Source organism: Paenarthrobacter sp. JL.01a (assembly GCF_025452095.1).
Taxonomy (GTDB): Bacteria; Actinomycetota; Actinomycetes; order Actinomycetales; family Micrococcaceae; genus Arthrobacter.
Window position 1 is genome coordinate 2,136,398 of the sequence record NZ_CP104877.1, and the last position, 18,466, is coordinate 2,154,863.

Annotated in this window: 21 protein-coding genes; 6 read left to right on the forward strand and 15 right to left on the reverse strand. The window is 62.1% G+C overall.

From position 1 onward, the window contains the following. Positions 1-3 precede the first annotated feature (3 nt). Entirely contained in the window at positions 4-777 is a 774-nt protein-coding gene (locus N5P29_RS10095; RefSeq protein ID WP_262278429.1) for a GAF and ANTAR domain-containing protein, read from the forward strand. Positions 778-789: 12 nt separating this feature from the next. Continuing rightward, complete coding sequence (locus tag N5P29_RS10100; protein WP_262278430.1) at positions 790-1,077, forward strand: hypothetical protein; 288 nt, start codon at positions 790-792, stop codon at positions 1,075-1,077. A 26-nt stretch (positions 1,078-1,103) separates the two neighbouring features. Here N5P29_RS10100 and N5P29_RS10105 read toward each other — a convergent pair whose 3' ends face one another. The 13 genes from N5P29_RS10105 to N5P29_RS10165 all read right to left on the reverse strand — a co-directional run bounded on the left by N5P29_RS10105 (position 1,104) and on the right by N5P29_RS10165 (position 13,997). Further along, positions 1,104-1,850 carry a GAF and ANTAR domain-containing protein gene (locus N5P29_RS10105; RefSeq protein WP_262278431.1) on the reverse strand — a complete coding sequence of 249 codons (747 nt, stop codon included), beginning with the start codon at positions 1,848-1,850 and terminating at the stop codon, positions 1,104-1,106. A 161-nt stretch (positions 1,851-2,011) separates the two neighbouring features. After that, positions 2,012-2,410 carry a hypothetical protein gene (locus N5P29_RS10110; protein WP_262278636.1) on the reverse strand — a complete coding sequence of 133 codons (399 nt, stop codon included), beginning with the start codon at positions 2,408-2,410 and terminating at the stop codon, positions 2,012-2,014. Positions 2,411-2,486: 76 nt separating this feature from the next. After that, entirely contained in the window at positions 2,487-3,491 is a 1,005-nt protein-coding gene (locus N5P29_RS10115) for a hydroxyacid dehydrogenase (protein WP_262278432.1), read from the reverse strand. Then, a complete protein-coding gene (locus tag N5P29_RS10120; protein WP_262278433.1) occupies positions 3,488-4,264 on the reverse strand; it encodes a carbohydrate ABC transporter permease in 777 nt (258 codons plus the stop codon). The genes N5P29_RS10115 and N5P29_RS10120 overlap by 4 nt, the downstream gene beginning before the upstream one ends. Positions 4,265-4,397: 133 nt before the next feature. Further along, positions 4,398-5,336: a carbohydrate ABC transporter permease gene (locus tag N5P29_RS10125; protein ID WP_262278434.1), complete on the reverse strand. Its 939-nt coding sequence runs from the start codon at positions 5,334-5,336 to the stop codon at positions 4,398-4,400. Between the two features lie 71 nt (positions 5,337-5,407). Beyond that, entirely contained in the window at positions 5,408-6,721 is a 1,314-nt protein-coding gene (locus N5P29_RS10130) for an ABC transporter substrate-binding protein (RefSeq protein ID WP_262278435.1), read from the reverse strand. A 126-nt stretch (positions 6,722-6,847) separates the two neighbouring features. Then, positions 6,848-8,002: a substrate-binding domain-containing protein gene (locus tag N5P29_RS10135; RefSeq protein ID WP_262278436.1), complete on the reverse strand. Its 1,155-nt coding sequence runs from the start codon at positions 8,000-8,002 to the stop codon at positions 6,848-6,850. A gap of 93 nt (positions 8,003-8,095) precedes the next feature. Next, the gene (locus N5P29_RS10140; RefSeq protein ID WP_262278437.1) at positions 8,096-8,569 is read right to left on the reverse strand and encodes a hypothetical protein; all 474 of its coding nucleotides are present in this window, start codon (positions 8,567-8,569) and stop codon (positions 8,096-8,098) included. Next, positions 8,566-10,746: a polysaccharide lyase 8 family protein gene (locus N5P29_RS10145; RefSeq protein ID WP_262278438.1), complete on the reverse strand. Its 2,181-nt coding sequence runs from the start codon at positions 10,744-10,746 to the stop codon at positions 8,566-8,568. The genes N5P29_RS10140 and N5P29_RS10145 overlap by 4 nt, the downstream gene beginning before the upstream one ends. 193 nt (positions 10,747-10,939) lie before the next feature. After that, complete coding sequence (locus N5P29_RS10150; RefSeq protein WP_262278439.1) at positions 10,940-11,929, reverse strand: sensor histidine kinase; 990 nt, start codon at positions 11,927-11,929, stop codon at positions 10,940-10,942. After that, positions 11,922-12,596 carry a response regulator transcription factor gene (locus tag N5P29_RS10155; RefSeq protein WP_262278440.1) on the reverse strand — a complete coding sequence of 225 codons (675 nt, stop codon included), beginning with the start codon at positions 12,594-12,596 and terminating at the stop codon, positions 11,922-11,924. Before N5P29_RS10155 ends, N5P29_RS10150 begins: the two co-directional genes overlap by 8 nt. A gap of 4 nt (positions 12,597-12,600) precedes the next feature. After that, positions 12,601-13,266: a DedA family protein gene (locus tag N5P29_RS10160; RefSeq protein ID WP_262278441.1), complete on the reverse strand. Its 666-nt coding sequence runs from the start codon at positions 13,264-13,266 to the stop codon at positions 12,601-12,603. Next, the gene (locus tag N5P29_RS10165; RefSeq protein ID WP_262278442.1) at positions 13,266-13,997 is read right to left on the reverse strand and encodes a phosphatase PAP2 family protein; all 732 of its coding nucleotides are present in this window, start codon (positions 13,995-13,997) and stop codon (positions 13,266-13,268) included. Before N5P29_RS10165 ends, N5P29_RS10160 begins: the two co-directional genes overlap by 1 nt. Before the next feature lie 88 nt (positions 13,998-14,085). On the opposite strand from N5P29_RS10165, the gene N5P29_RS10170 reads away from it, so the two are divergent. The 4 genes from N5P29_RS10170 (at position 14,086) to N5P29_RS10185 (ending at position 17,040) form a co-directional block, all read left to right on the forward strand. Next, positions 14,086-14,709 carry a DedA family protein gene (locus N5P29_RS10170; RefSeq protein ID WP_262278443.1) on the forward strand — a complete coding sequence of 208 codons (624 nt, stop codon included), beginning with the start codon at positions 14,086-14,088 and terminating at the stop codon, positions 14,707-14,709. Positions 14,710-14,711: 2 nt separating this feature from the next. Then, positions 14,712-15,482 (forward strand): phosphatase PAP2 family protein, encoded by a 771-nt coding sequence (locus N5P29_RS10175; RefSeq protein ID WP_262278444.1) that lies wholly within the window; start codon positions 14,712-14,714, stop codon positions 15,480-15,482. Positions 15,483-15,617: 135 nt separating this feature from the next. Continuing rightward, positions 15,618-15,998, forward strand: coding sequence for a hypothetical protein (locus N5P29_RS10180; RefSeq protein ID WP_262278445.1), 381 nt, complete (start codon positions 15,618-15,620; stop codon positions 15,996-15,998). A 1-nt stretch (position 15,999) separates the two neighbouring features. After that, positions 16,000-17,040 carry an AAA family ATPase gene (locus N5P29_RS10185; protein ID WP_262278446.1) on the forward strand — a complete coding sequence of 347 codons (1,041 nt, stop codon included), beginning with the start codon at positions 16,000-16,002 and terminating at the stop codon, positions 17,038-17,040. A gap of 6 nt (positions 17,041-17,046) precedes the next feature. Here N5P29_RS10185 and N5P29_RS10190 read toward each other — a convergent pair whose 3' ends face one another. Together N5P29_RS10190 and N5P29_RS10195 are read right to left on the reverse strand one after the other, a co-directional pair. Continuing rightward, complete coding sequence (locus tag N5P29_RS10190) at positions 17,047-17,688, reverse strand: nucleoside/nucleotide kinase family protein (protein WP_262278447.1); 642 nt, start codon at positions 17,686-17,688, stop codon at positions 17,047-17,049. Next, positions 17,685-18,434, reverse strand: coding sequence for a dienelactone hydrolase family protein (locus N5P29_RS10195; protein ID WP_262278448.1), 750 nt, complete (start codon positions 18,432-18,434; stop codon positions 17,685-17,687). Before N5P29_RS10195 ends, N5P29_RS10190 begins: the two co-directional genes overlap by 4 nt. Between the last annotated feature and the right edge of the window lie 32 nt (positions 18,435-18,466).

The following is an 18,466-nucleotide window of genomic DNA, read 5'->3' on the forward strand; positions in this document are numbered from 1 at the left end:
GGAATGATGTGGATCGGCCCCGCGATGGATGGCGACGCGGAAGATGCGGTGGTGCGGGTGAGTGAGCTGCCCCTGACGGATGAGTTGGCTGTGATGTTCGCGCGGGCCTCGAACATGCTGCTCACTGAAGAAACGGTGTCGAATGCCCTTTTGTTGATTACGGAAGCGGCCGTGCTTGCCGTCGAGGATGCCGTGGGTGCAGGCGTGTCGTTGATGGAATCCGACGGGCGGCGCAGCAGTGCGGCCTCTACCGCGTCGGTTGTGGCCGCCGCGGACGCGCTGCAATACGACTTGGGTGAAGGCCCGTGCCTGACCGCCTGGGCCTCGGGCAAGCCCGTGGATTCGGAAGACATCCGAACTGATCCAAGGTGGATGCGATGGGGGCAGGCCGCGGCGGATCTGGGAGTGCGTTCTTGCGTCAGTGTGCCGCTGCTCTCCGGTGATCTGGCTTTTGGAGCCATCAAGGTTTATTGGGAAGCGCCAGGAACCGCCTCACCTCGACTGATCCACCTCTTGGAAGCCTTTGCTTCACAGGCCTCGATCTTCCTGGTCAACGCGCTTGCCAAGGAGAGAGTCTCGGCGCTCAGTGACCAGCTCAAATCGTCCCTGGCGCAGCGCGAACAGGTTGCAACGGCCAAAGGGATCACCATGGCCACGCTGGGGCTGGGCGAGCATGAGGCTGTGCTTCATCTTATTGCCCGGTCCAACAAGGAGAAGCGCCGGCTGCATGAGGTGGCGCGTGAAGTCATTGACAACCTGCCGGGATCAACTGATTGACCGGGGGAAACTATGACCTTTGCCAGTGGTGAGGAGTTGCAAAGACACCAGTTCCGCTTGGCCTTGGAGGATACCGACCTGACCTTGGAACAGGTCTGGATGGCCTACTTCGGAATTGGTGGTGCGTCAGGCCTCGTCGAAATCCAGGCGTACTACTACGGTGCGCTCAGCTTGCCGCCGCTGGAGCGTGACTTGCTGGCCCACGCACTGAACGAGACGTTGGACGCGCGCGGCCAAAATGGCAGGCGGGCCAGCTACGGGCACGATACTTTGGGTGGCGGAAGCGACCGTCAGGAGTAGTGTCTCCGTATCGCTGTTGCTGTCCGTCATGATTCATGATTGTCGAGTATCGTGGGCTGCTTTGGAGACGGAGGCCGGACTGATGCCGAACCTTGGAGGATCTCGGTCGCGATATCGCGAATCCTTCGGCTGTTGTTGAGGGCCGCGACGTGGAGGAGATCCATGGCCTGTTGCCGGCTGCAATGGTTCTGCACCATGATCAACGACACCGCGGCGTCCACCACCGCGCGGGACTGCAGGACCGATGTGAGGTGATCCGGAACGTTGCTACCGTGCAGCCTGAGGGCAAGGCGAAGGGTCTTGGAAATTGAAGCGGCGTGGGCTTCGACCGCGGCAACGGTCGGCTTATCGAAGACCCCCAGTGTCAAGGCGTAGCAGTTCAGGGCAGCACGCGAGGCGCCCTCGCTCTCAATGGGAACGGCCAGAACGGACCGGACTCCTTCGCCGGCAACCCGTTCGGCGTAGTCCCGCCATCCGCGATCCATTCGCAGGTCCTCTATGAGGACAGTGCGTTGGTTCCTCAAGGCTGTAAGGCAAGGTCCGTCGTCGAGCGCGTATTGCTTTTCGTCGAGTCTCCGGGCCTTGTCGCTACTGCTGGCCACAGTGGCGGGAGAAGTATCCCTTTCGACGGTGATGGCGCACAACATTGGATCCCGGGCACCAAGCAACGAGGCAGAGATGGTGGTCAGGCCCAGGAGGAAGTCTGCAAATCCCGAGTTTTCCAACAGCAAATCCTGCAGTTGCTCCGCTGTTGGTCCCACATAATCGGCCATGTCGCCCCGATTCAAAACACGCGGGTCGACAGGCTTCCCTCGGTTGTACCCGGCAGCCTGAACGGCCCACAACGCTCCGCTGGCTTAACGCTACGCTTCTACGCGGCGATGCACACTAATCAATTGAGGGCTTGGAAGGCTCTATTGCTGGCTGGCTGGGATCATTGGTCCCGCTGGTGCGCCACCACGCGGATGGTGTCCACCGATGGGTCTGCTGGGTCCGGAAGCACCATTCCGGCCGTGGAGCCACTGCGCAGGTAGTCGACCACCGCCGCGTTGATCTTTTCGCCGGGGAGCATCGCCAGATCCTCCGGTTCCGGGACCTGGACCTTTGGTGGCGTTGGCAGCTCCCGGGCAGCATCGATGAGGTCCCGCAGGGCTGTCAGGAGCCGTTCGGTAGTTTCTTCGTTGTCGGAGTGGGACAACGTTGCCTCTATGGTGGAAGCGGTGGCGCGGAAGATCCAGATACACGCGCCCATGGGGCGAACGAATCCGTGCACCTCGGCGAACTCCGGAATGCGATCGTGGCAGAGGGGCTCTCTTTTTTGGCGCAACTGCATTTCTCCAGCCGCTAACTATCCTTAACCAACGCGCATCCGCAGGGGCCCTATGACCCCAGTGGACAACGGGAACCGGTCAGGCGGTGAAGGCGAGGTCCTCTGCGCGCACGCGAAACCGAAGGGGTTTGCCGCGGGCAAGCCGCAGCGCCTCGTCTACGGCAGATGCCGCCATGCGCTCCAGTTCGTTTCCCAACGAACCTGCCACATGCGGGGTGAGCAGGACGTTTGGGTGGGTGTAAAACCCCGAGTCCGAGGGCAGCACCCAAGGTGTTGTGACGTCCAGGATCGCGTACAAGTCGCCCTGCTCCACCCTGGCGAGCAGGGCGTCTTGGTCCACGAGCTCGCCGCGGGCGGTGTTGATGAAGGTGGCGCCGGGCCGCATGCTCTGAATCAGCCCGGCGTCGATGAGGTTCTTAGTGGAGGGTAACGACGGCGCGTGGAGACTGACGACGTCGCTGCCGGTTATGAGCTGCTCCAGGCTGACCAGCCCAACTCCCAGTGCCGAGGCCTCCTGCGGTGACAAGTACGGGTCGGCGACGACGATGTCCAGCTCGTAGGGGGCAAGCAGGCGGATCACATGCCGGCCGATCCTTGAGGCACCGATGATGCCGACACGTTTGCGGTAGTTTCCCATGTCCGGGAAGAGCTGCTCAGGGAGAACCTCCTCGCGGCTTGTATGGAGCGCCCGCGCGATCTGGAGGACGCGCTTGTTGGCCAGGATGATCATGGCGACCGTGTATTCGGCGACCGGGATGGCGTTCGCATCCGCAGCGGAACTGACCTGGATCCCACGCTCCCAACATGCCTCACCGATGTGGTGCTTGATACTGCCTGCTGCGTGGAGCACGTATCGCAGCCGTGGAGCGGCATCCAGTACTGCCTCGTCGATCATTGGGCAGCCCCAGCCAGTGAGGAGTATATCGGCCTTGCTGATCAGGGCACGTCCGTCGGGGGAATGGAAATCCTGGATGGGTTTGCGGCTCAGGATATTAAGGCTGGGTTGCAAGGGGTCCAGACTTCGCGGGGGGAAGACCCCTCGAGCAGTGTTTTCGGGCATGGCCAGGGCGACATTCAATGTCATTTGACGCTCCCTGCAGTCAGGCCGGACTTCCAGAAACGCTGCAGCAGGATGAAAGCGACGAGGAGCGGGATCACCGACAGCAGCGAACCCGTGATGACCATGGGAGTGAATTCCGGTTGGGGGAGGGAGTAGCCCTGCCAGATGGAGATTCCCACGCTGACCGGTAGCAGCTGCTGGTCCTGCAGCATCACCAGGGGCAGCATGAAGTTGTTCCACACTCCGACGAATTGGAAAAGGGCAATGGTGACATATCCCGGGAGCATCATGGGCAGACCCAGGGAGAAGAAGGACCGGACCGGGCCGGCACCGTCCACGCGGGCAGCTTCCAAGGTTTCCGAGGGGACGTAGGCCGCCGAATGTACCCGGGCGAGGTAGACGCCGAACGGGTTGCACAGTACTGGGATCAGGATGGCCCACACGGTGTTGGTAATTCCGAACACCGAGGCCAGCATGTACATCGGCAGGACTGTTGCCGTATTAGGAATGAGCACTCCCACCAGGACCACACCAAAAAATGAATCCTTGCCGCGGAACTGGAACTTATCGAATGCGTAGCCCGCCATGACGGAAATCAGGCCGCCGAAAATGGCGCCGAAAGCTGCGTAGAACATGGAGTTGGCCATCCAGCGCAGGAACATGCCGCCGTCCTGGTTGAGGACTGCAGCGACGTTCTCAAAGAACGCCGGGTTTCCAAGGGCATAGGCGCCGGTGGCGTAAAGGTCCGAGGCGTTTTTCGTAGAGGCGAAGAACAACCACAGGACCGGAAGGACCATATAGGCACAACCCAGGACAAGGAGGGCGTTGACGGAGAGCTTACGGCGAAACCCCGGGCGTGGTTGTTGCTGATTTTCCGATGGGGAGCGGGCTGCCTGGCGGCCTTCCCGGTCCTGGTCAGTGTTGGGGTGCTCATGCTTTGTTCATCCTTGAGCTCAAGCGGGTGACGACCCAGGACAGCACAGCTGCGACAAGGGCGATGATGATGGATGCTGCAGCTGCCTGGTTCAGGTTGTGCCGGTTGAAGGCGGCATCGTAGGCCCACATGTTGGGGACCCAGGTGCTGGTCACGGAGGCTGTGGCCTTGCCGATGATGGACGGCTCGGTAAACAGCTGCAACGTGCCTATAACGGTGAACAACATGATGACGCTGAGGGCCGGGAGGATCAGGGGCAGCTTGATGCTGAAGGCTGTCCGGATTTCCCCGGCACCGTCCACGCGGGCGGCTTCCAAGACCTCCCTGGAGACAGCTTGGAGGGCAGTGAACAAAATGATGACGTTGTAGCCTGTCCACTCCCACACCGCGATGTTCACGATGGAGGGCAGGATCATGTGGTTGTCCAGGAAGTTCAGCGAGATGCCCCCACCCTCCAGGACCGAGACGATGGGGCTGACGCCGGGGGTGTAGAGATATGCCCAGATCAAGGCTGCGATCACGCCGGGAACTGCGTGTGGAAGAAAAACGAGCAGTTGGAAGAGCTTCTTTGCCCTGGCAACTGTCGCGTCCAGCAGGAAGGCAAATGCCAGGGCGCCGCCAACCATGCACGGGATGTAGATGACGCAGTACAGGGCGAGCCGCCCGATGCCTGCCATGAAGTTCTCGGACTGCAGGACCTGGAGGTAGTTCTCCACCCCTACGAATGAGGTCTTGGCCTGGCCGAAGCCCAGACCCGACTTCTGCTGGGCAAAGAAGCTAAGGACGATCGAGTAGATAACCGGCGCCACCATCGCCAGGGCGAAGACGGCGAAAAATGGTGTCAGGAACAACGCCGCGGTGCGGCCGCCGGTTCCGGACTTGGATCGGGTTTTGCGCTGTGGGCGGGTCATGCCGTCTGCGTTGGTCAGAGCCATAATGTCGTGTTCTCCTCCGAGGCAGGCAGGCCCGGGGCGGGTTGGGTCCCGGGCCTCCCTGCCATGCGGGCCTACTCCTTGACGGAGAGGCCGCTCTGCTTGAGTCCGGCTACCGTAGCGTCCTGGGCTGCCTCAACGGCGTCTTTGACTTTTCCGCCTGTGGTCAGCTTGCCGTATGCGTCCTTCAGGGCGGTGTTGGTGATGTCCCAATTGGGTCCCCACTGCCAGCCCGGGGTAATGGTGGAGTACGCCTTGTCGAAGACCTGGTAGATGTCGTTGCCGAAGTAGCTGGCATCGAAGGCCTTCTGGGCCACGGGCGTCAATCCCGGGAACGCGAGGAAGGCCGAGCCGGTGTTCCCGCGGGCCTGGATGGCGTCGGGGTTGGTGGACAAGTACTCGATGAACTTGGCAGCCGCTGCGGGATTCTTGCTGCTCTTGGTGATGTTGAAGCTGGAGCCACCGTAGAAGGCATCGGCAGGAGTACCCCAGTTAGGCACTTCCGCGGCGATCCACTGACCCTTTTGGCCACTGGCTTCGGTGCGCTTCTGGATGCCGGTGGCGCTCCAATTGGCACCCAGGACTCCGACGACGGCGCCACTGGCCAAGTCTGCCGACCACTCATCGCTGAAAGATTGCTGGACCTTAACGATTTTCTGGTCGATCAGCTTTTGCCAGTACGTGGCGACTTTCTGCGTGGCTTCATCATCCACGCCGACTTTCCAGCTGTCCCCCTCGGTGCCGAACCACTTGGCGCCTGCCTGCCAGGCGAGTGCGGCCGTCAAGGAGGCCTCGTTGGGATTGAAACTGGCCAAGTGGGCGCCGGGGGCCACGGCCTTCAGCTTTTTGCCCGCGTCCTCAAAGTCGTCCCAGGTTTTCGGGACGCCCAGGCCTGCCTTGTCCAACATATCCTTGCGGTACCACATGATCATTGGTGCGGCATCGTAGGGCAGCGCATAGGTCTGGTCACCGAACTGCACCAGGGCCTTCGTGCCATCGCTGAGCTTGTCCACAGTCGCTGATTTGTCGATGAACCCGTCCAATGGCTGAAGCTGTCCGTTGCTGACGAATTGGGGCAATTGGGGGTATTCGATGGTTGCAACGTCCGGGCCGTTGCCGGCTGTGATCGCCGTCGACAGTTTGGCGTAACCGCCGCCGGCGCCGTTGGGAACGGTTTCGAAATTGACTTTGACCTTGTCCTGGCTGGCGTTGAAGGCTGCGGCCACTTTGTCCATGCCTGCCAGGGAGGACCAGAAGGTAATGGTGCCGCTGGGGTCCTGGGAGGGACCGGGGGCGGGGCTGGCAGCTGGTGTGCTGGCGCAACCTGATACCAAGGCCGCGCTGACCATGAGGCTGGCGGCTCCCAGCAGAAGCTGGCGTCGCTTCATTCTGTTCTCCTTCGAAGTTCACGATGCGAAGTCGGAGAGTGCGTGCTGCACTTGACTAAGTTCATTGAATCAACAGAGATGAACAAGCAGCTACGAAGTAAACAGGAATGAACAGAATGCCGATGCTCAGCTGCGTGAATCCTGCGACCGCAACGCCGGCTCGAGCTCTCTCCCCTCCGGCAGCGTCGAGTTGCGGACTACGAGGGTAGGGGACAGGTTGACCCGTTGCCGCGCAGCGGGGCCAGGTCGCCGGGAGATGACCCGGTTCGCGCACATCGTCAGAGCCTGGTGTCCGACGTCGAACTTGGGCGGCGCTACGGCAGTCAAGGGTGTGGTCCCCAGCGCCGCTATCTCGTCATCGTAGGCAATGATCGCGAAATCCTCCGGGACCTGGATGGCACGCTCCTGGCACATGCTGGCGAACTGCAAAGCGTCTTCATCCGTGTGCACAATGGCGGCGGTGACCTTCTCCCGCAAGCACCAATCGAGAATGTCGGCAACGAGCTCATGATGGGCCTGGGGATCGTTCCGGGCGCGCGACATGGTGCGGACCATGTTCGATGCCAAGTGCGTCCGGGGTCCGGCTTTTTCCATTGCTTGACCGAATCCCTCGATCAACGGCGGAGCAGTTGGACTGTTCTCCCGAAGGCACAAGGCGATCCTTTGGTGCCCGAGCTCCTGGAGATGGGCGACGGCGATCCGGGCACCCTGCGCGTGGTCGCTTCGCACGCACTCGAAATTGCCGCGATCGAGGGTGTCTTCAATGGATCGCTCCACGACGACGATCGGAACCGCCGCAGCCGCCAACAGCTCCAGCGTTTGGGTATTCGAGAGAGAGGCCTCGCTGGGCGTCACCAGTATCCCGTCGACGCCGAGATCCAGCATTCTCCTAAGCTGCCGTTGTTCTTCGGTGCTTGAGTTGTTGGAGACGCCAAGAATCAAACGAACGCCCGCTTCCCTTGCCGCGGTCTCTGCACCACGAATGACACCGCTGAAGTAGTACGAAGCCGAGGGTACGATCATCCCGATGGTGGCAACCGCCCCGCGTTGCGGGGAGCGGTTGCCGGGAACCGGGGAAGGCTGCTGGGCAACGGAGGCCTCGGGAACCGCGACTGCCCCTCCGTGCACCCGTTCCACCAGTCCCCGTTTCTCGAGGATGGCAAGGTCCCGGCGGACCGTCATTCCTGAGGTCCCGATGCTGGCTGCGAACTCCGAGGCATTGAGGGAGCCTTTGAGCGCCAGTTCCCTGAGTATGAGGTGTTTGCGGTTTTCCGACAGCATCCGGACCGGCCTCTCGCGGTGTGCATTAGAAGGTGTTCATCATGTTTCCTTTGTGTTCAAGTGTAAGCATTCCGGGCTGGATCCTGCCGGAACTCAGGGCAACCGTGCAAGCAGGCGGGAGCCCAGGTCCTCCAGTTCCCGGTACGTCGTGGCATCAATCAGGGACTTGAGTCCCTCAACAATTGCCAGGAACGAGGCCCCGGAGCCCTTTCGTGCCGGAGCGATCATCCCCGCAACGGCTTCGTCCAACTGCTTGTAGGGCTCTTTGCTGAGCAAGCCTGCCTTGTTCATGTCCTTCAGTCGTTCCGACACCAGCTCCGGTGTGAGGACATAACGCAGCCTGACCGATTTGCTTGCTCCCAGGGTTCCGTTGACGTCGGCCGTAATCCGTGTCCTGCCGTTCTGGCGGGACACCTCAACGCCGGGGTCTGCGGATAAAACCGCGCTCGGCCGGATGTCCAGTTCCAGGACGATGGAAGAAGACAACTGGGTGGGGTCGCTGAGGGTAATTACCAGCTGGTCCGCCAGTTCCTCCACGGCTATGGCACAGGGTTGGGAAGCCGTCACGAAGGACGCGGCTCCGGCCTCGAAGAAGGCTGCGGCACAACTGCGGTCCGGGCGATGACACGAACCGGAGATTGTTCAGCTACGTGGGCTGTGGCACTTGCGTTTGCTCCCGGCAGGACGATGTAGGCGTACGACTCGGTTCCGGATGCGGTGTGGTCCAGCCAAAGGGTGGAGAAAGTGTTGCTTGCGGCTGGGGATGAACGGTTGGGGCTGATATCGGCCAGCTTTCCGGTTCGGCTCTGGCGCAGTGCGTGGACATCGGTCGGGGTGGGAAATACAAAGCCGGCAACCCCCTCCAGATGCGCCCAGCGAGCGCCCGGTAGAGCCTCGGTTGTTTCTTCGACGGCGGCCACGGCGCGCCCGTCAACCGTGACGCCGGCCGATGCCACCGACGTCGAACGCCTGTTCTCCAGAACTGTTTCGACAGTTCGACCCGCCGCGGCGCTGATGCCGTCGCCCATGCACAGAACCTGCTCGCCGAAGAAGAACCAGGACTTAAGGCACTTCAGGGATGAGGGCTGTTCGGCCCTCAAACGGAGCCCTGCTGCACCCCACTGGCCGGCAGTCACGCCACCTGCCCAATAGTCCGGGTTGTGGTACTCGGCCCGCCAGGGCACATTGGTGTAGCTTCTTTCCACCCGGTCCACGGTCGTCCCGGGAATCCGGTAGGGGTCCACGGTGTACCAGTACCCGTTGCCGAACTGGGTGAGGTCATTCGTGTACAAGTACAGGGCCCCGTCTGCGGTGTACCAACCGGCGAGGTTTTCGTTGTTGCCCGTCTCGTAGTTCGAGATCCGCAGGGAGTGCATGGCCACAGCTGCTGCGTAGCTTTCCGTGCGGTGAAGTACGCGGTCCATGGCGCCGAAAACCTGCGTCTTCACCAGCGGGCCCCTGGCTGCAACGGAATTGTCGGCAAGTAACGTCCTTGCGGCGACCAGCGAGGCGAGGGAAAACGCGGACGTTGGGTCGTGTGCCGTGTCCGCGGCCAGTTCCTGCTTCAGCATGGAAGCCAGACGTTGCCGTTCTGCGCCGGAGGCGCTGGCAAGCAGGGGCAGGCAGGCGGAAAGGATGCCATGCCCGGCGTCGTGGTCGCCGCCGGCCGAGAAGGCCACATTACGTCCCCGGACTGTGTCCATGACCAGGCCGTTCCATAGGAATGGCTCGAAAGCCTCGTGGATCCAGGTGTAAACAATCGAGGTGTCCATGGGGGTGCCCAAGGCAGCCGTGCGGGTGATGGTGGCGACCAGCGAACTGAGGAAGCTGGAACCGTAGCCGCCGACGTACGTGAATTGCCCGTGTTGTATGAAGGAACCGTCAGGATAGAAACCATCGTGGCTGAAGAAGGCTGCCTCGTCGGAACCACCGTTGATCGCGCCCACATTGCCGCCATTCAGCAGGCCTACGGTGCCGCCAACAGGCTGGGCATAGGCCAGGATCGATGCCAAGCTGGACAAAGCGGCTTTCACTGTGTCCAGCTCCCCAGCGAGGACCCCTCGCCCGCTGAAGCCATCGGCTATGAGCGCCAGGTTGGCGGCAGCGGCTTTGGTGCCCGTGGTCGGCATCTGCGGCACCTGCTGTTTCTGGGCGGCGACGCACGCGGTGATCTGCGCCGGCGCGAGCTGCTCAAACATGAGCACAGCGGTGTCGTTCAACGCCTGGGGAGTGGCAATCATCCACTCATACCAGTTGTCGTAGGGCGCGGTATTGGCAGTGTAGGCGTGGGAGGTGAACCAGTCGAGGCCATCGATAATGGCAGCACGCAGTCCACTGTTGCCGTAAGCCGGGGATCCCTCAGCGGCCCACCCGATGGCCATGTCGCGGAGTCGGCGGGCATGTGAAGCGACATTGGCGGATTTGGCGCCCAACGGCAGATCTGCCCACAGGGCGGTCCGTGTCGTTCCAGTGATCATCGATGACTGCCATTTCGTGGCCGTTGAGGCCACAGAGGCCAGCCGCGATGCTATCGGAGGATCTGAGGGGTTGTAACCAAAGCCGACGATCCCTGCTTTCCACGCTTGCCTGGCCACGGCGAACGGATCGTCGTTGGCGGCAGCTTTGGAAGGTGCAGCCTGAAGAGTCGCGAGCAAAGCGGCTGCAGCCGATCCGGCGAGGAGCAAGGACCTGCGGCTGAAGGATTTGTCGGTTAGTGCCGGGCCTGTCGAGGGAGTTGCATCCATGGTTCACCTTTGAATCCGGGCACAGCGAAGTGCTTCGGGGGGGTGTAGGGGGTGTGATCCGGACGGCTTGGGACAGCCCCGGATCAGGTTGGTTCCATGAAAGGCCACGGGAGTCAGCGGGTCAAGCAAATGATGTTGAGCTGAACAGTAATGAACAGACCAGGTTGGCGCCGCCGTGATTCAGCGGGCTGTATCAGTGTGAGGTGGCTGCCGGCAACGTGATTCTCATGCAGGTACCTCGTGGTCCGGTGGAGAGGACTTCGGCGGAGCCGCCCGCGGCGACGGCGATCTCGCGGACCAAGGACAAACCGATGCCAAAGCTGCGTGGCTGGTTCCCCGCGCGTTCCTCTGATGTTCGGGCAAAGCGGTCGAAGATCCGGTCCGGGTTTATGCCAGTGATACCTGGGCCGGTATCGGTCACAGTGATGGTTGCGTGGTGTTTGTTGGCGGCTGCAACGACGGCGATGTGCCCCCCAGCGGGCGTGTGGGCCAGGGCGTTCTCGGCCAACCCCAGAATTGCACGGTGGAGCCTTTGCGGGGCAACGAGGGCCTGGGGCTGTCCGCTGCTTGTGTATTCCAGCCGGATGCCGCGCTCCGCGGCCAAGTGACTCAGGCTTTCGACGACGTCCTGCGTAACAGCGGCGACGTTCGTTGGGACGGCCAGCGGTTCGTGGGCGGACCCCGTAGCTGACTCCAGGAGTTCGTTGACGATGTGCGTCACGGCAGCGGTGTCGGACCGGATACTCGACAATTGACGCCCGTACGGAGAATCGGGAGTCGTACTGCGTTGTGCCAGCTGGATGCGTGCATCAAGAATGGCCAAAGGGGTGCGCATCTCATGGCTTGCGTCCTGGACAAAGCGTCGTTGGAGGGCCAGGGCCTCGCCAAGGGGACGGATGGCGCTTCGGGCGCTGAGCCAGCCAACGCCACCGGCCAAGGCAACCCCTGCGATTCCGGCGATGACCATGGCTTTGATCAGGTCCTGGGTATCTAGGTAGGCGTAGACAGCCCCGGCTTCGAGGGGTTCCGGTTGTCCGGCTTGGTTGAGCACATAGGTTGTGGCTGCGGCGAGGAGGCAAAGGACAAGGAGGGCGCAGGCGGCGCTGATCCGCAAAGCGATCTTTTGCGAGGCTTTGCGGAGGGTTGCCTGGTCCTGGCGTGATGGCAATGAAGGCTCAGTCATCAGCTTCACCTATCTGGTATCCCACTCCATGAATGGTCCTGATGATTGATCGGGCCGTCTTCCGGCGAAGGTGATGGACATGGGTGTCCACGACGCCGGGTAGTTCGCCTTGGCTGTGTGTGGCAACCAGGAGTTCTTCCCTCGTAAACACGCGTTCCGGCTCGGAGGACAAGACCAAAAGCAACTCTGACTCAGTGGCCGTCAGAGAGGCGAGGAAACCGTGAAGCGAGCGTATGGACCTGTTTGCCGGGTCCAGTTCCCAGTCTCCGATGGGGATGGTCCGGGGAACCTGGCGGTAGTTGCGGGTCAGCGCCCTGAGCCTGGCGGCGAGCTCCATGGCATCGAAGGGTTTGGTCATATAGTCGTTGGCGCCGGCGTCGAGGCCCCGGACCTTTTCGTCAACGGCCCCAAGGGCGGTGAGGATGAGGATAGGGGTTGCGATCCCCTTGGAACGCAGGGCCGCGATCAAGGCGATGCCGTCCATTACCGGTAGTCCACGGTCAATCACCATGACATCCCAATTCCGTGCCACTGCTTGCTCCAGTCCCTCGCGGCCATCTACGGCAACGTGCACGTGGTAGTCGGGCTGGAGGAGTTCGGCGATCAATGGTCCGAGGGCGGGGTCGTCCTCCACCAGCAAGAGCGACAGTTTGGCATCAGTGGTCACGGATCTATTCTTGCGTGGAGGAAGACTTTGCCGTGCGGGCGCGCCTGCGCTTAAGGCATTCGATGCCCCATGGCAGGACGGAGACCAGCACCATGGCTACGGCGATGACGTCGATGTTCTTTGCGACAACCTCGAAATGACCCAGCCAGGAGCCAAGCAGTGTGACGGAGCCGGCCCAAAGTATTGCGCCAGTGACATTCCACAGGGCGAATGACTTGTAGTGGTACCGGGCCATGCCGGCACTCAGGGGAGCGAATGTGCGCACGACCGGTACGAAACGGGCAAGGATCAGCGCGGGGCCGCCTCTGCGTTGGAAAAAGTCTTCGGCCTTTGCCAGATGCGAGGTCTTCAGGACCCGGGCATCGTCGGAGAACCACCGGCGCCCAAAGCGGCGCCCCAGCAGATATCCGACTTGGTCGCCGGCAATCGCGGCTGCGGTCACCACAGTTATCAGCACAGGCAACGTAAGGTCCAACTGTTGGTGAAGGAGGCCTGCGGTGAACAACAACGAGTCACCCGGCAAGAACGGGAACAGGACTCCGGATTCGATGAAGACCATCAGTGCCACTACGGCCAAGGTTGCTGGCCCAAGGCCCTGCAGCAGGGCGGCTGGGTCCAAGGCAGGTATCAGCTCGGTGTGACTTACAGACTCCAGGACGAGGGCGTTCATCAGGGCTTCTTCCGCTGGAGAGTACGTTGGGAGGTGGACCGGTACTGAATTTTGGTCAGCAGGCCCGGTGCGTATCGGTTCCACATTCCGGCCACGATGAGGACCGCTGCAATGGTGGCAGGGAACGATGCCACGACATCCAGAGGGTAGTGGGCCCCTATGTAGACACGGGACCAGCCGACCACTGCCGCCACGAACATGCCTGCCCAAAGGGACGGTTTGGCCCACTTCGTTTCCCGAAGCGTGACGAACACCGCCAAAGTGAGGGCAACGGCCAAAGAGGTGTGACCGCTGGGGAAGCTGTTGGACACCGGCTCCGGCACCAAGGGATCGAACAAGAGGGCCGGGTCAGGCCTGATCCTGCCGATTGCCACTTTGAACACCTGGCAGGTCAGCCAGCCGGATGCCACCGCAGCGGTGAACAGGGCCGCCTTGGGGAGCGACCGCCGCACCAGCAGGAGATAACTACTGCCGACCGTCAACATCAGTGCGCCGGCCAGCGGGCTGAACAGAACGTTGAGGGCTAAAGCCACGCCCGTGAGAACTGCCGTGTGGTGCGTGCTGAAGTCCTCATCGACCGCCAATTCGGCCTCAGTAAGCCCGGGGACAAACCTCAACGTCAAGCCGGCGCAGATCACCACCGCCGAGAGAACCAGCCCCAGAATCAACCAGTGCTTGGGTACCGGCAGCTGTTGAACAGGCTGGGGGCGTGGCGTGGATTGCAGAAACATGGGAACCTTCGGCAGAACGAATCGTTTTATTCGATTCTGGGCCGGGGACTTTAAGAACTCCATAAGAAAGAGGAAGGTGGTGGGGCCTATGGGTGGATTCATTGATGGCCTTCTAAGCGTCAGCCCGGCGCTCGCCTACACCCTCGTTGCGCTGCTCGTGTTCGCCGAAGACGCCTTCTTCCTCGGTTTCGTCATCCCGGGAGAAACAGCGGCGGTTCTAGGAGGCGTCATCGCCAGCCGCGGTGAGGTGCAGTTGGCCTGGATGGTGGCCCTGGTGGTGCTGGCTGCGATCATCGGCGACACCGTCGGCTACGAGGTCGGGAGGCACGCAGGAACCCGCCTGCTGGAAAGCCGTGCTCTCAAGCGGCACCGCGAGAAACTTGGCAAGGCGCAGGATTTCCTGCGGCGCCGCGGGGGAGCCGCCGTTTTCCTGGGACGATTCGTCGCGTTCTTCCGGGCCGTGATGCCGGCATTGGCCGGCACATCCCGGATGCACTATCCACGCTTCCTGGCCTTCAACGCTGCCGGAGGACTGGTCTGGGGCGTCGGCTTCGTACTGCTCGGCTACCTGGCCGGGAATTCCTACGAAGTAGTCGCCAAGGTCGTGGGCAGGGACATCACCGCCGTCGCCGTTGCCCTTGCATTGGCAGCAGTGGTGATCTGGCGGGTCCGGTCCGTCCGCAGGAAGCGACGCAATGCACCGGGGAGTTGAACATGCCAGGAAAAACTGAGCCGACAAAGGGTTGGGGGCGGATGTTCCATGAGAAGTTTGTGGTGGAGGAGCGCTTCATGGACCCCCGCGCCAGGAAGGCTCTTTATGTGACTTCAGCCGTCCTGGCCGCGGCTGGCTTGATTGCTTTCCTCATTACGCTCGCGGGTGTCCTGCAGCAGGGTGGCCTGGCCTTGGACGATGCCGTGGCTGAGCGTGCGCTGTTGGCGATGCGCTCCGAACCGCTTACGCTGGTCATGATCGTGGTTGCCGTCATATTCGGGCCCGTAGCGCTGCCCATCATCGTCCTGGTTTTCACGCTCGTCTGGGGGCTGCTGGCCAAGCACGCCTGGCGGCCCATGCTGCTGGCCGCAGCGATGCTCACAGGTGTGGCCCTGGCGCAGATCATCGGACGATCGGTACAACGGCAGCGCCCGCCGGTCAGCCAGATGCTGTTCGGCGTCGACACGACGTTCTCATTTCCGTCCGGGCATGTTCTTGGCGCCTCGGACTTCCTGCTCGTCACGACGTTCCTGGTGTTCTCCCGCTACCGCAACCCAAGGGCCGCCGTCGTTAGTTTCATTGTCGCCACAGCAGGAGTCTTCCTCGCGGCCGTCAGCCGCATCTACCTCGGCTATCACTGGCTCACCGATGCTGTGGCATCCGTGTCGCTGTCCTTGGTGGTGCTCGGCGCGGTGATTGCCTTGGACACCTGGCGGACCGCCCGGATACCTGGCGAAGAAGTAACGAAAAAAGACTACGGTATTGCTAAGTAGCCTTAGTAGTGGTGTCCTTGTAGCGGGATGAATCCTTCGTCCCGCTGTCCGGGCGCTGACCGGCAGCCCCGCCGACTCCTCGGAGATGCCATGCAAGGAATAGGTGGTCCAAGCCTTCCGCGACTGACGCAAGACATGCGCCCCCTCGGTTGCCTGCACTGCGGGACCAATGAAAATGTTGCCATCGAATCCATCGAGTCACTGCCGCCGCATCCTGGCGAGCTTCAAGTCCAGGTAGGTTACGTCTGCCGGAAGTGCCAAGGCAATTACCTGCACGCGGCACGGTTCCGTGATGTCGCAGCGGTACTGAACAGGACGCGTTCCTTGGATGGACTGCTCCGTTTCGCTGGAGAATACTTCCACTGCGGAGAGCCGATGTCGCTGATGGGTTCGAATATCAAGAGCATTTACGCGCCCCTGTCCACCGATGAGCCCAATGAAGACCCCTCGGTGGTCAACGTAGGAACCAAGGTGCTCCGGTGCCAGTGTGGATTCCAGCTGGAGCTGCCGAGCTAGCATGGCCGCCAGCCGCAATCCGCTCGATGACCTGCGCGAGACGATTGGTCATCTGGCCAACCAGCTCAAGCTGCCAGGCTCCGAGCGTGTGGACGACCTGGTGGGCGACTTCATCGGCGCCCGCCCGGGTCCTGCACGCCCGCTGTCCGAGGTGCAGGCTGAACTCGACTCGCTGGTCGGACTTGAAACCGTCAAGGAACAGGTGCGGGCCCTGGTCGCCCTCCTGCAGGTCCAGGCGCGGCGTAAGTCGCACGGCCTGCCGGAGGTGGCCACATCCCAGCATCTGGTGTTCCTCGGAAACCCCGGCACGGGCAAAACGACGGTGGCCCGGCTTCTGGCAGAGATGTACCGGGCAGTTGGTTTGCTGCAGAAAGGCCACTTGGTGGAGGTGGACCGCTCCGGCCTGGTGGGACAGTATGTGGGTGCCACAGCCATCAAGACGGACCGGGTGATCCGGCGTGCGCTGGACGGGGTCCTCTTCATCGACGAGGCTTACGCCCTGGCGCCCGAGGAGGGCCGGATGGACTTCGGCCCCGAGGCAATCGAAGTGCTGCTCAAGCGGATGGAAGATCACCGGCACCGCCTGGTAGTGATCGTGGCCGGCTATCCCCGCCTCATGGAAGCCTTCTTGCTCTCCAATCCCGGACTGCGCTCCCGCTTTGCCCGCGAGATCACGTTTCCGGACTACACCGTGGATGAGCTCGACACGATTTTCCACCAAATGCTGTCCCAGCACGAGTATGTACTGGAGCCGGATGCGGACCAGATGCTTCGCCGGATCCTCACCGGCCTGCACGCCGGGGAGGATTCCGGCAACGCACGGTTCGCGCGCACGTTGTTCGAGCAGGCGCTCAACCGTCAGGCGTTGCGATTGTCACGCGATGAGGACCAAAGCCTGGACACGCTCGACCGTGAGTCCGTGATGACCCTTACTGCGGAGGATATCGTCGAGGCTGCACTGGCCCTGGGCGAGGAACCGGAGCCGGAACCCGATACGACGCCGGAACCGGCCCAGCCGCGCTGGTGGCGCTGGCTGGCCTGATCCTGCTCACGGACACGTGATGATGAGGTCGGCGGAAGCCTTCGTCGACTCGACGTACTTTGCGTTTGCCTCGTCAGGTCCCTTTGCCCAGGCTTCGGCCGCGGCAGGCTCCATCCCGGAATCCACGTGCCGTTGGATGAGCCGTGATATGCGGGTTTCCGATGGGAGTTCAACGAACCAGGCCTCGTCGAGGTAACTCCGGACCCGAGCCCACGGTCCGTCGCCCGCAAGCAGATAGTTGCCTTCCGTGATGACAATTTCTGTCAGCCGTGGCACAGCTATGGACGCCGCAATGGGTTCTTCGAGTCCCCGGCGATATGTTGGCGCGTAAATGACGTCTTCCTCGTTGAGCCGAAGTCTTGCCAGGAGCGAGAGGTAACCGCCGACGTCGAACGTATCGATGGCGCCTTTCCGTTCCCTGAGTTCGGTACCCTCAATAATGGCGTTCGCCAAATGGAACCCGTCCATGGGCACAATGGCGCATTCGCGCCCCAGGTGCCGCCTGAGGCCTTCGGCAATGGTGGACTTGCCGGCGCCCGGGGGACCGGCCAACCCAACGATCAGGCGGTTCCCGGATAGGGCCCTGCGGCGCAGATGCTCCGCAAGTTGGGCAGTGTTGCCAGGGTTCACGGGCTGCAAATGATTCAACCCTTGAGGGTGTCCTCGAGCAGGGCCCGCAGTTCTTCGAAGTGCCGCTCAGTGGCTTGCGGATGGTAGGCGGACGTGTCAGCCATCGAGTAGCCATGCGGTGCCCCGGCATAGATTTCGTTGGAGGCCTTGAGCCCGGCATCATCCAAAGCGGCACCGAGCCGCGCCACCGCCTCGGGGGCCATGCTGGGATCATGGTCGGCGTGCCCGAAGACGAACCGGGCACGGGCGTCGGGCAGGCCCAGGTGGGGGCTGTCCGGAGCGTCGGTCGCGAGGCCGCCGCCATGGAAACCGCCACATGCCGCAACCAACTGCGGGTGTGAAGTGGCGGTGCGGACGGCCAAACGGGCACCCATGCAGTAGCCAGTGGTCCCGATGGGTCCGGGTGCTACACCGTCCAGGCCGGCGATTGCGGTAACCCATGCCTGGATATCGGGCAGTGCTTTGTCCGACGTAAGGCGACCGACCCGTGGAAATGCGTCCTTGCCCGCGGCTTCCCTGCCCTCGGTGGTTGTCATGTCGCCTGCGGGAGCGAGCTCGGCTATGGATCCCTCCCGGTAGAAGACGTTCGGAACCAGCACGACATATCCCCAATCCGCAATGCGTTGGGCCATCTCTTCAATGCGGGGACGCACACCAAAGGCGTCCATATAGAAAACAACTCCCGGGAACTCGCCATCCCCGGAGGATGGTCGGACAAGCAAGGCCTCGGCAGTGCCTTCGGCGGCAGCAATTTCGATGAGCATCTGATTACAGTATCGAAAGTATGCGCGGCTCA

Excerpts from the sequence above, each read along its gene's own strand:
- N5P29_RS10100 (WP_262278430.1), top strand. The coding sequence starts at position 790 with ATGACCTTTGCCAGTGGTGAGGAGTTGCAAAGACACCAGTTCCGCTTG.
- N5P29_RS10195 (WP_262278448.1), bottom strand. The coding sequence starts at position 18,434 with ATGCTCATCGAAATTGCTGCCGCCGAAGGCACTGCCGAGGCCTTGCTT.
- N5P29_RS10135 (WP_262278436.1), bottom strand. The coding sequence starts at position 8,002 with ATGCTGTCGGAAAACCGCAAACACCTCATACTCAGGGAACTGGCGCTC.
- N5P29_RS10175 (WP_262278444.1), top strand. The coding sequence starts at position 14,712 with ATGCCAGGAAAAACTGAGCCGACAAAGGGTTGGGGGCGGATGTTCCAT.
- N5P29_RS10145 (WP_262278438.1), bottom strand. The coding sequence starts at position 10,746 with ATGGATGCAACTCCCTCGACAGGCCCGGCACTAACCGACAAATCCTTC.
- N5P29_RS10165 (WP_262278442.1), bottom strand. The coding sequence starts at position 13,997 with ATGTTTCTGCAATCCACGCCACGCCCCCAGCCTGTTCAACAGCTGCCG.
- N5P29_RS10130 (WP_262278435.1), bottom strand. The coding sequence starts at position 6,721 with ATGAAGCGACGCCAGCTTCTGCTGGGAGCCGCCAGCCTCATGGTCAGC.
- N5P29_RS10170 (WP_262278443.1), top strand. The coding sequence starts at position 14,086 with ATGGGTGGATTCATTGATGGCCTTCTAAGCGTCAGCCCGGCGCTCGCC.
- N5P29_RS10185 (WP_262278446.1), top strand. The coding sequence starts at position 16,000 with ATGGCCGCCAGCCGCAATCCGCTCGATGACCTGCGCGAGACGATTGGT.
- N5P29_RS10095 (WP_262278429.1), top strand. The coding sequence starts at position 4 with ATGATGTGGATCGGCCCCGCGATGGATGGCGACGCGGAAGATGCGGTG.
- N5P29_RS10115 (WP_262278432.1), bottom strand. The coding sequence starts at position 3,491 with ATGACATTGAATGTCGCCCTGGCCATGCCCGAAAACACTGCTCGAGGG.
- N5P29_RS10120 (WP_262278433.1), bottom strand. The coding sequence starts at position 4,264 with ATGGTCCTTCCGGTCCTGTGGTTGTTCTTCGCCTCTACGAAAAACGCC.
- N5P29_RS10150 (WP_262278439.1), bottom strand. The coding sequence starts at position 11,929 with ATGACTGAGCCTTCATTGCCATCACGCCAGGACCAGGCAACCCTCCGC.
- N5P29_RS10110 (WP_262278636.1), bottom strand. The coding sequence starts at position 2,410 with ATGCAGTTGCGCCAAAAAAGAGAGCCCCTCTGCCACGATCGCATTCCG.
- N5P29_RS10105 (WP_262278431.1), bottom strand. The coding sequence starts at position 1,850 with ATGGCCGATTATGTGGGACCAACAGCGGAGCAACTGCAGGATTTGCTG.
- N5P29_RS10180 (WP_262278445.1), top strand. The coding sequence starts at position 15,618 with ATGCGCCCCCTCGGTTGCCTGCACTGCGGGACCAATGAAAATGTTGCC.
- N5P29_RS10160 (WP_262278441.1), bottom strand. The coding sequence starts at position 13,266 with ATGAACGCCCTCGTCCTGGAGTCTGTAAGTCACACCGAGCTGATACCT.
- N5P29_RS10125 (WP_262278434.1), bottom strand. The coding sequence starts at position 5,336 with ATGGCTCTGACCAACGCAGACGGCATGACCCGCCCACAGCGCAAAACC.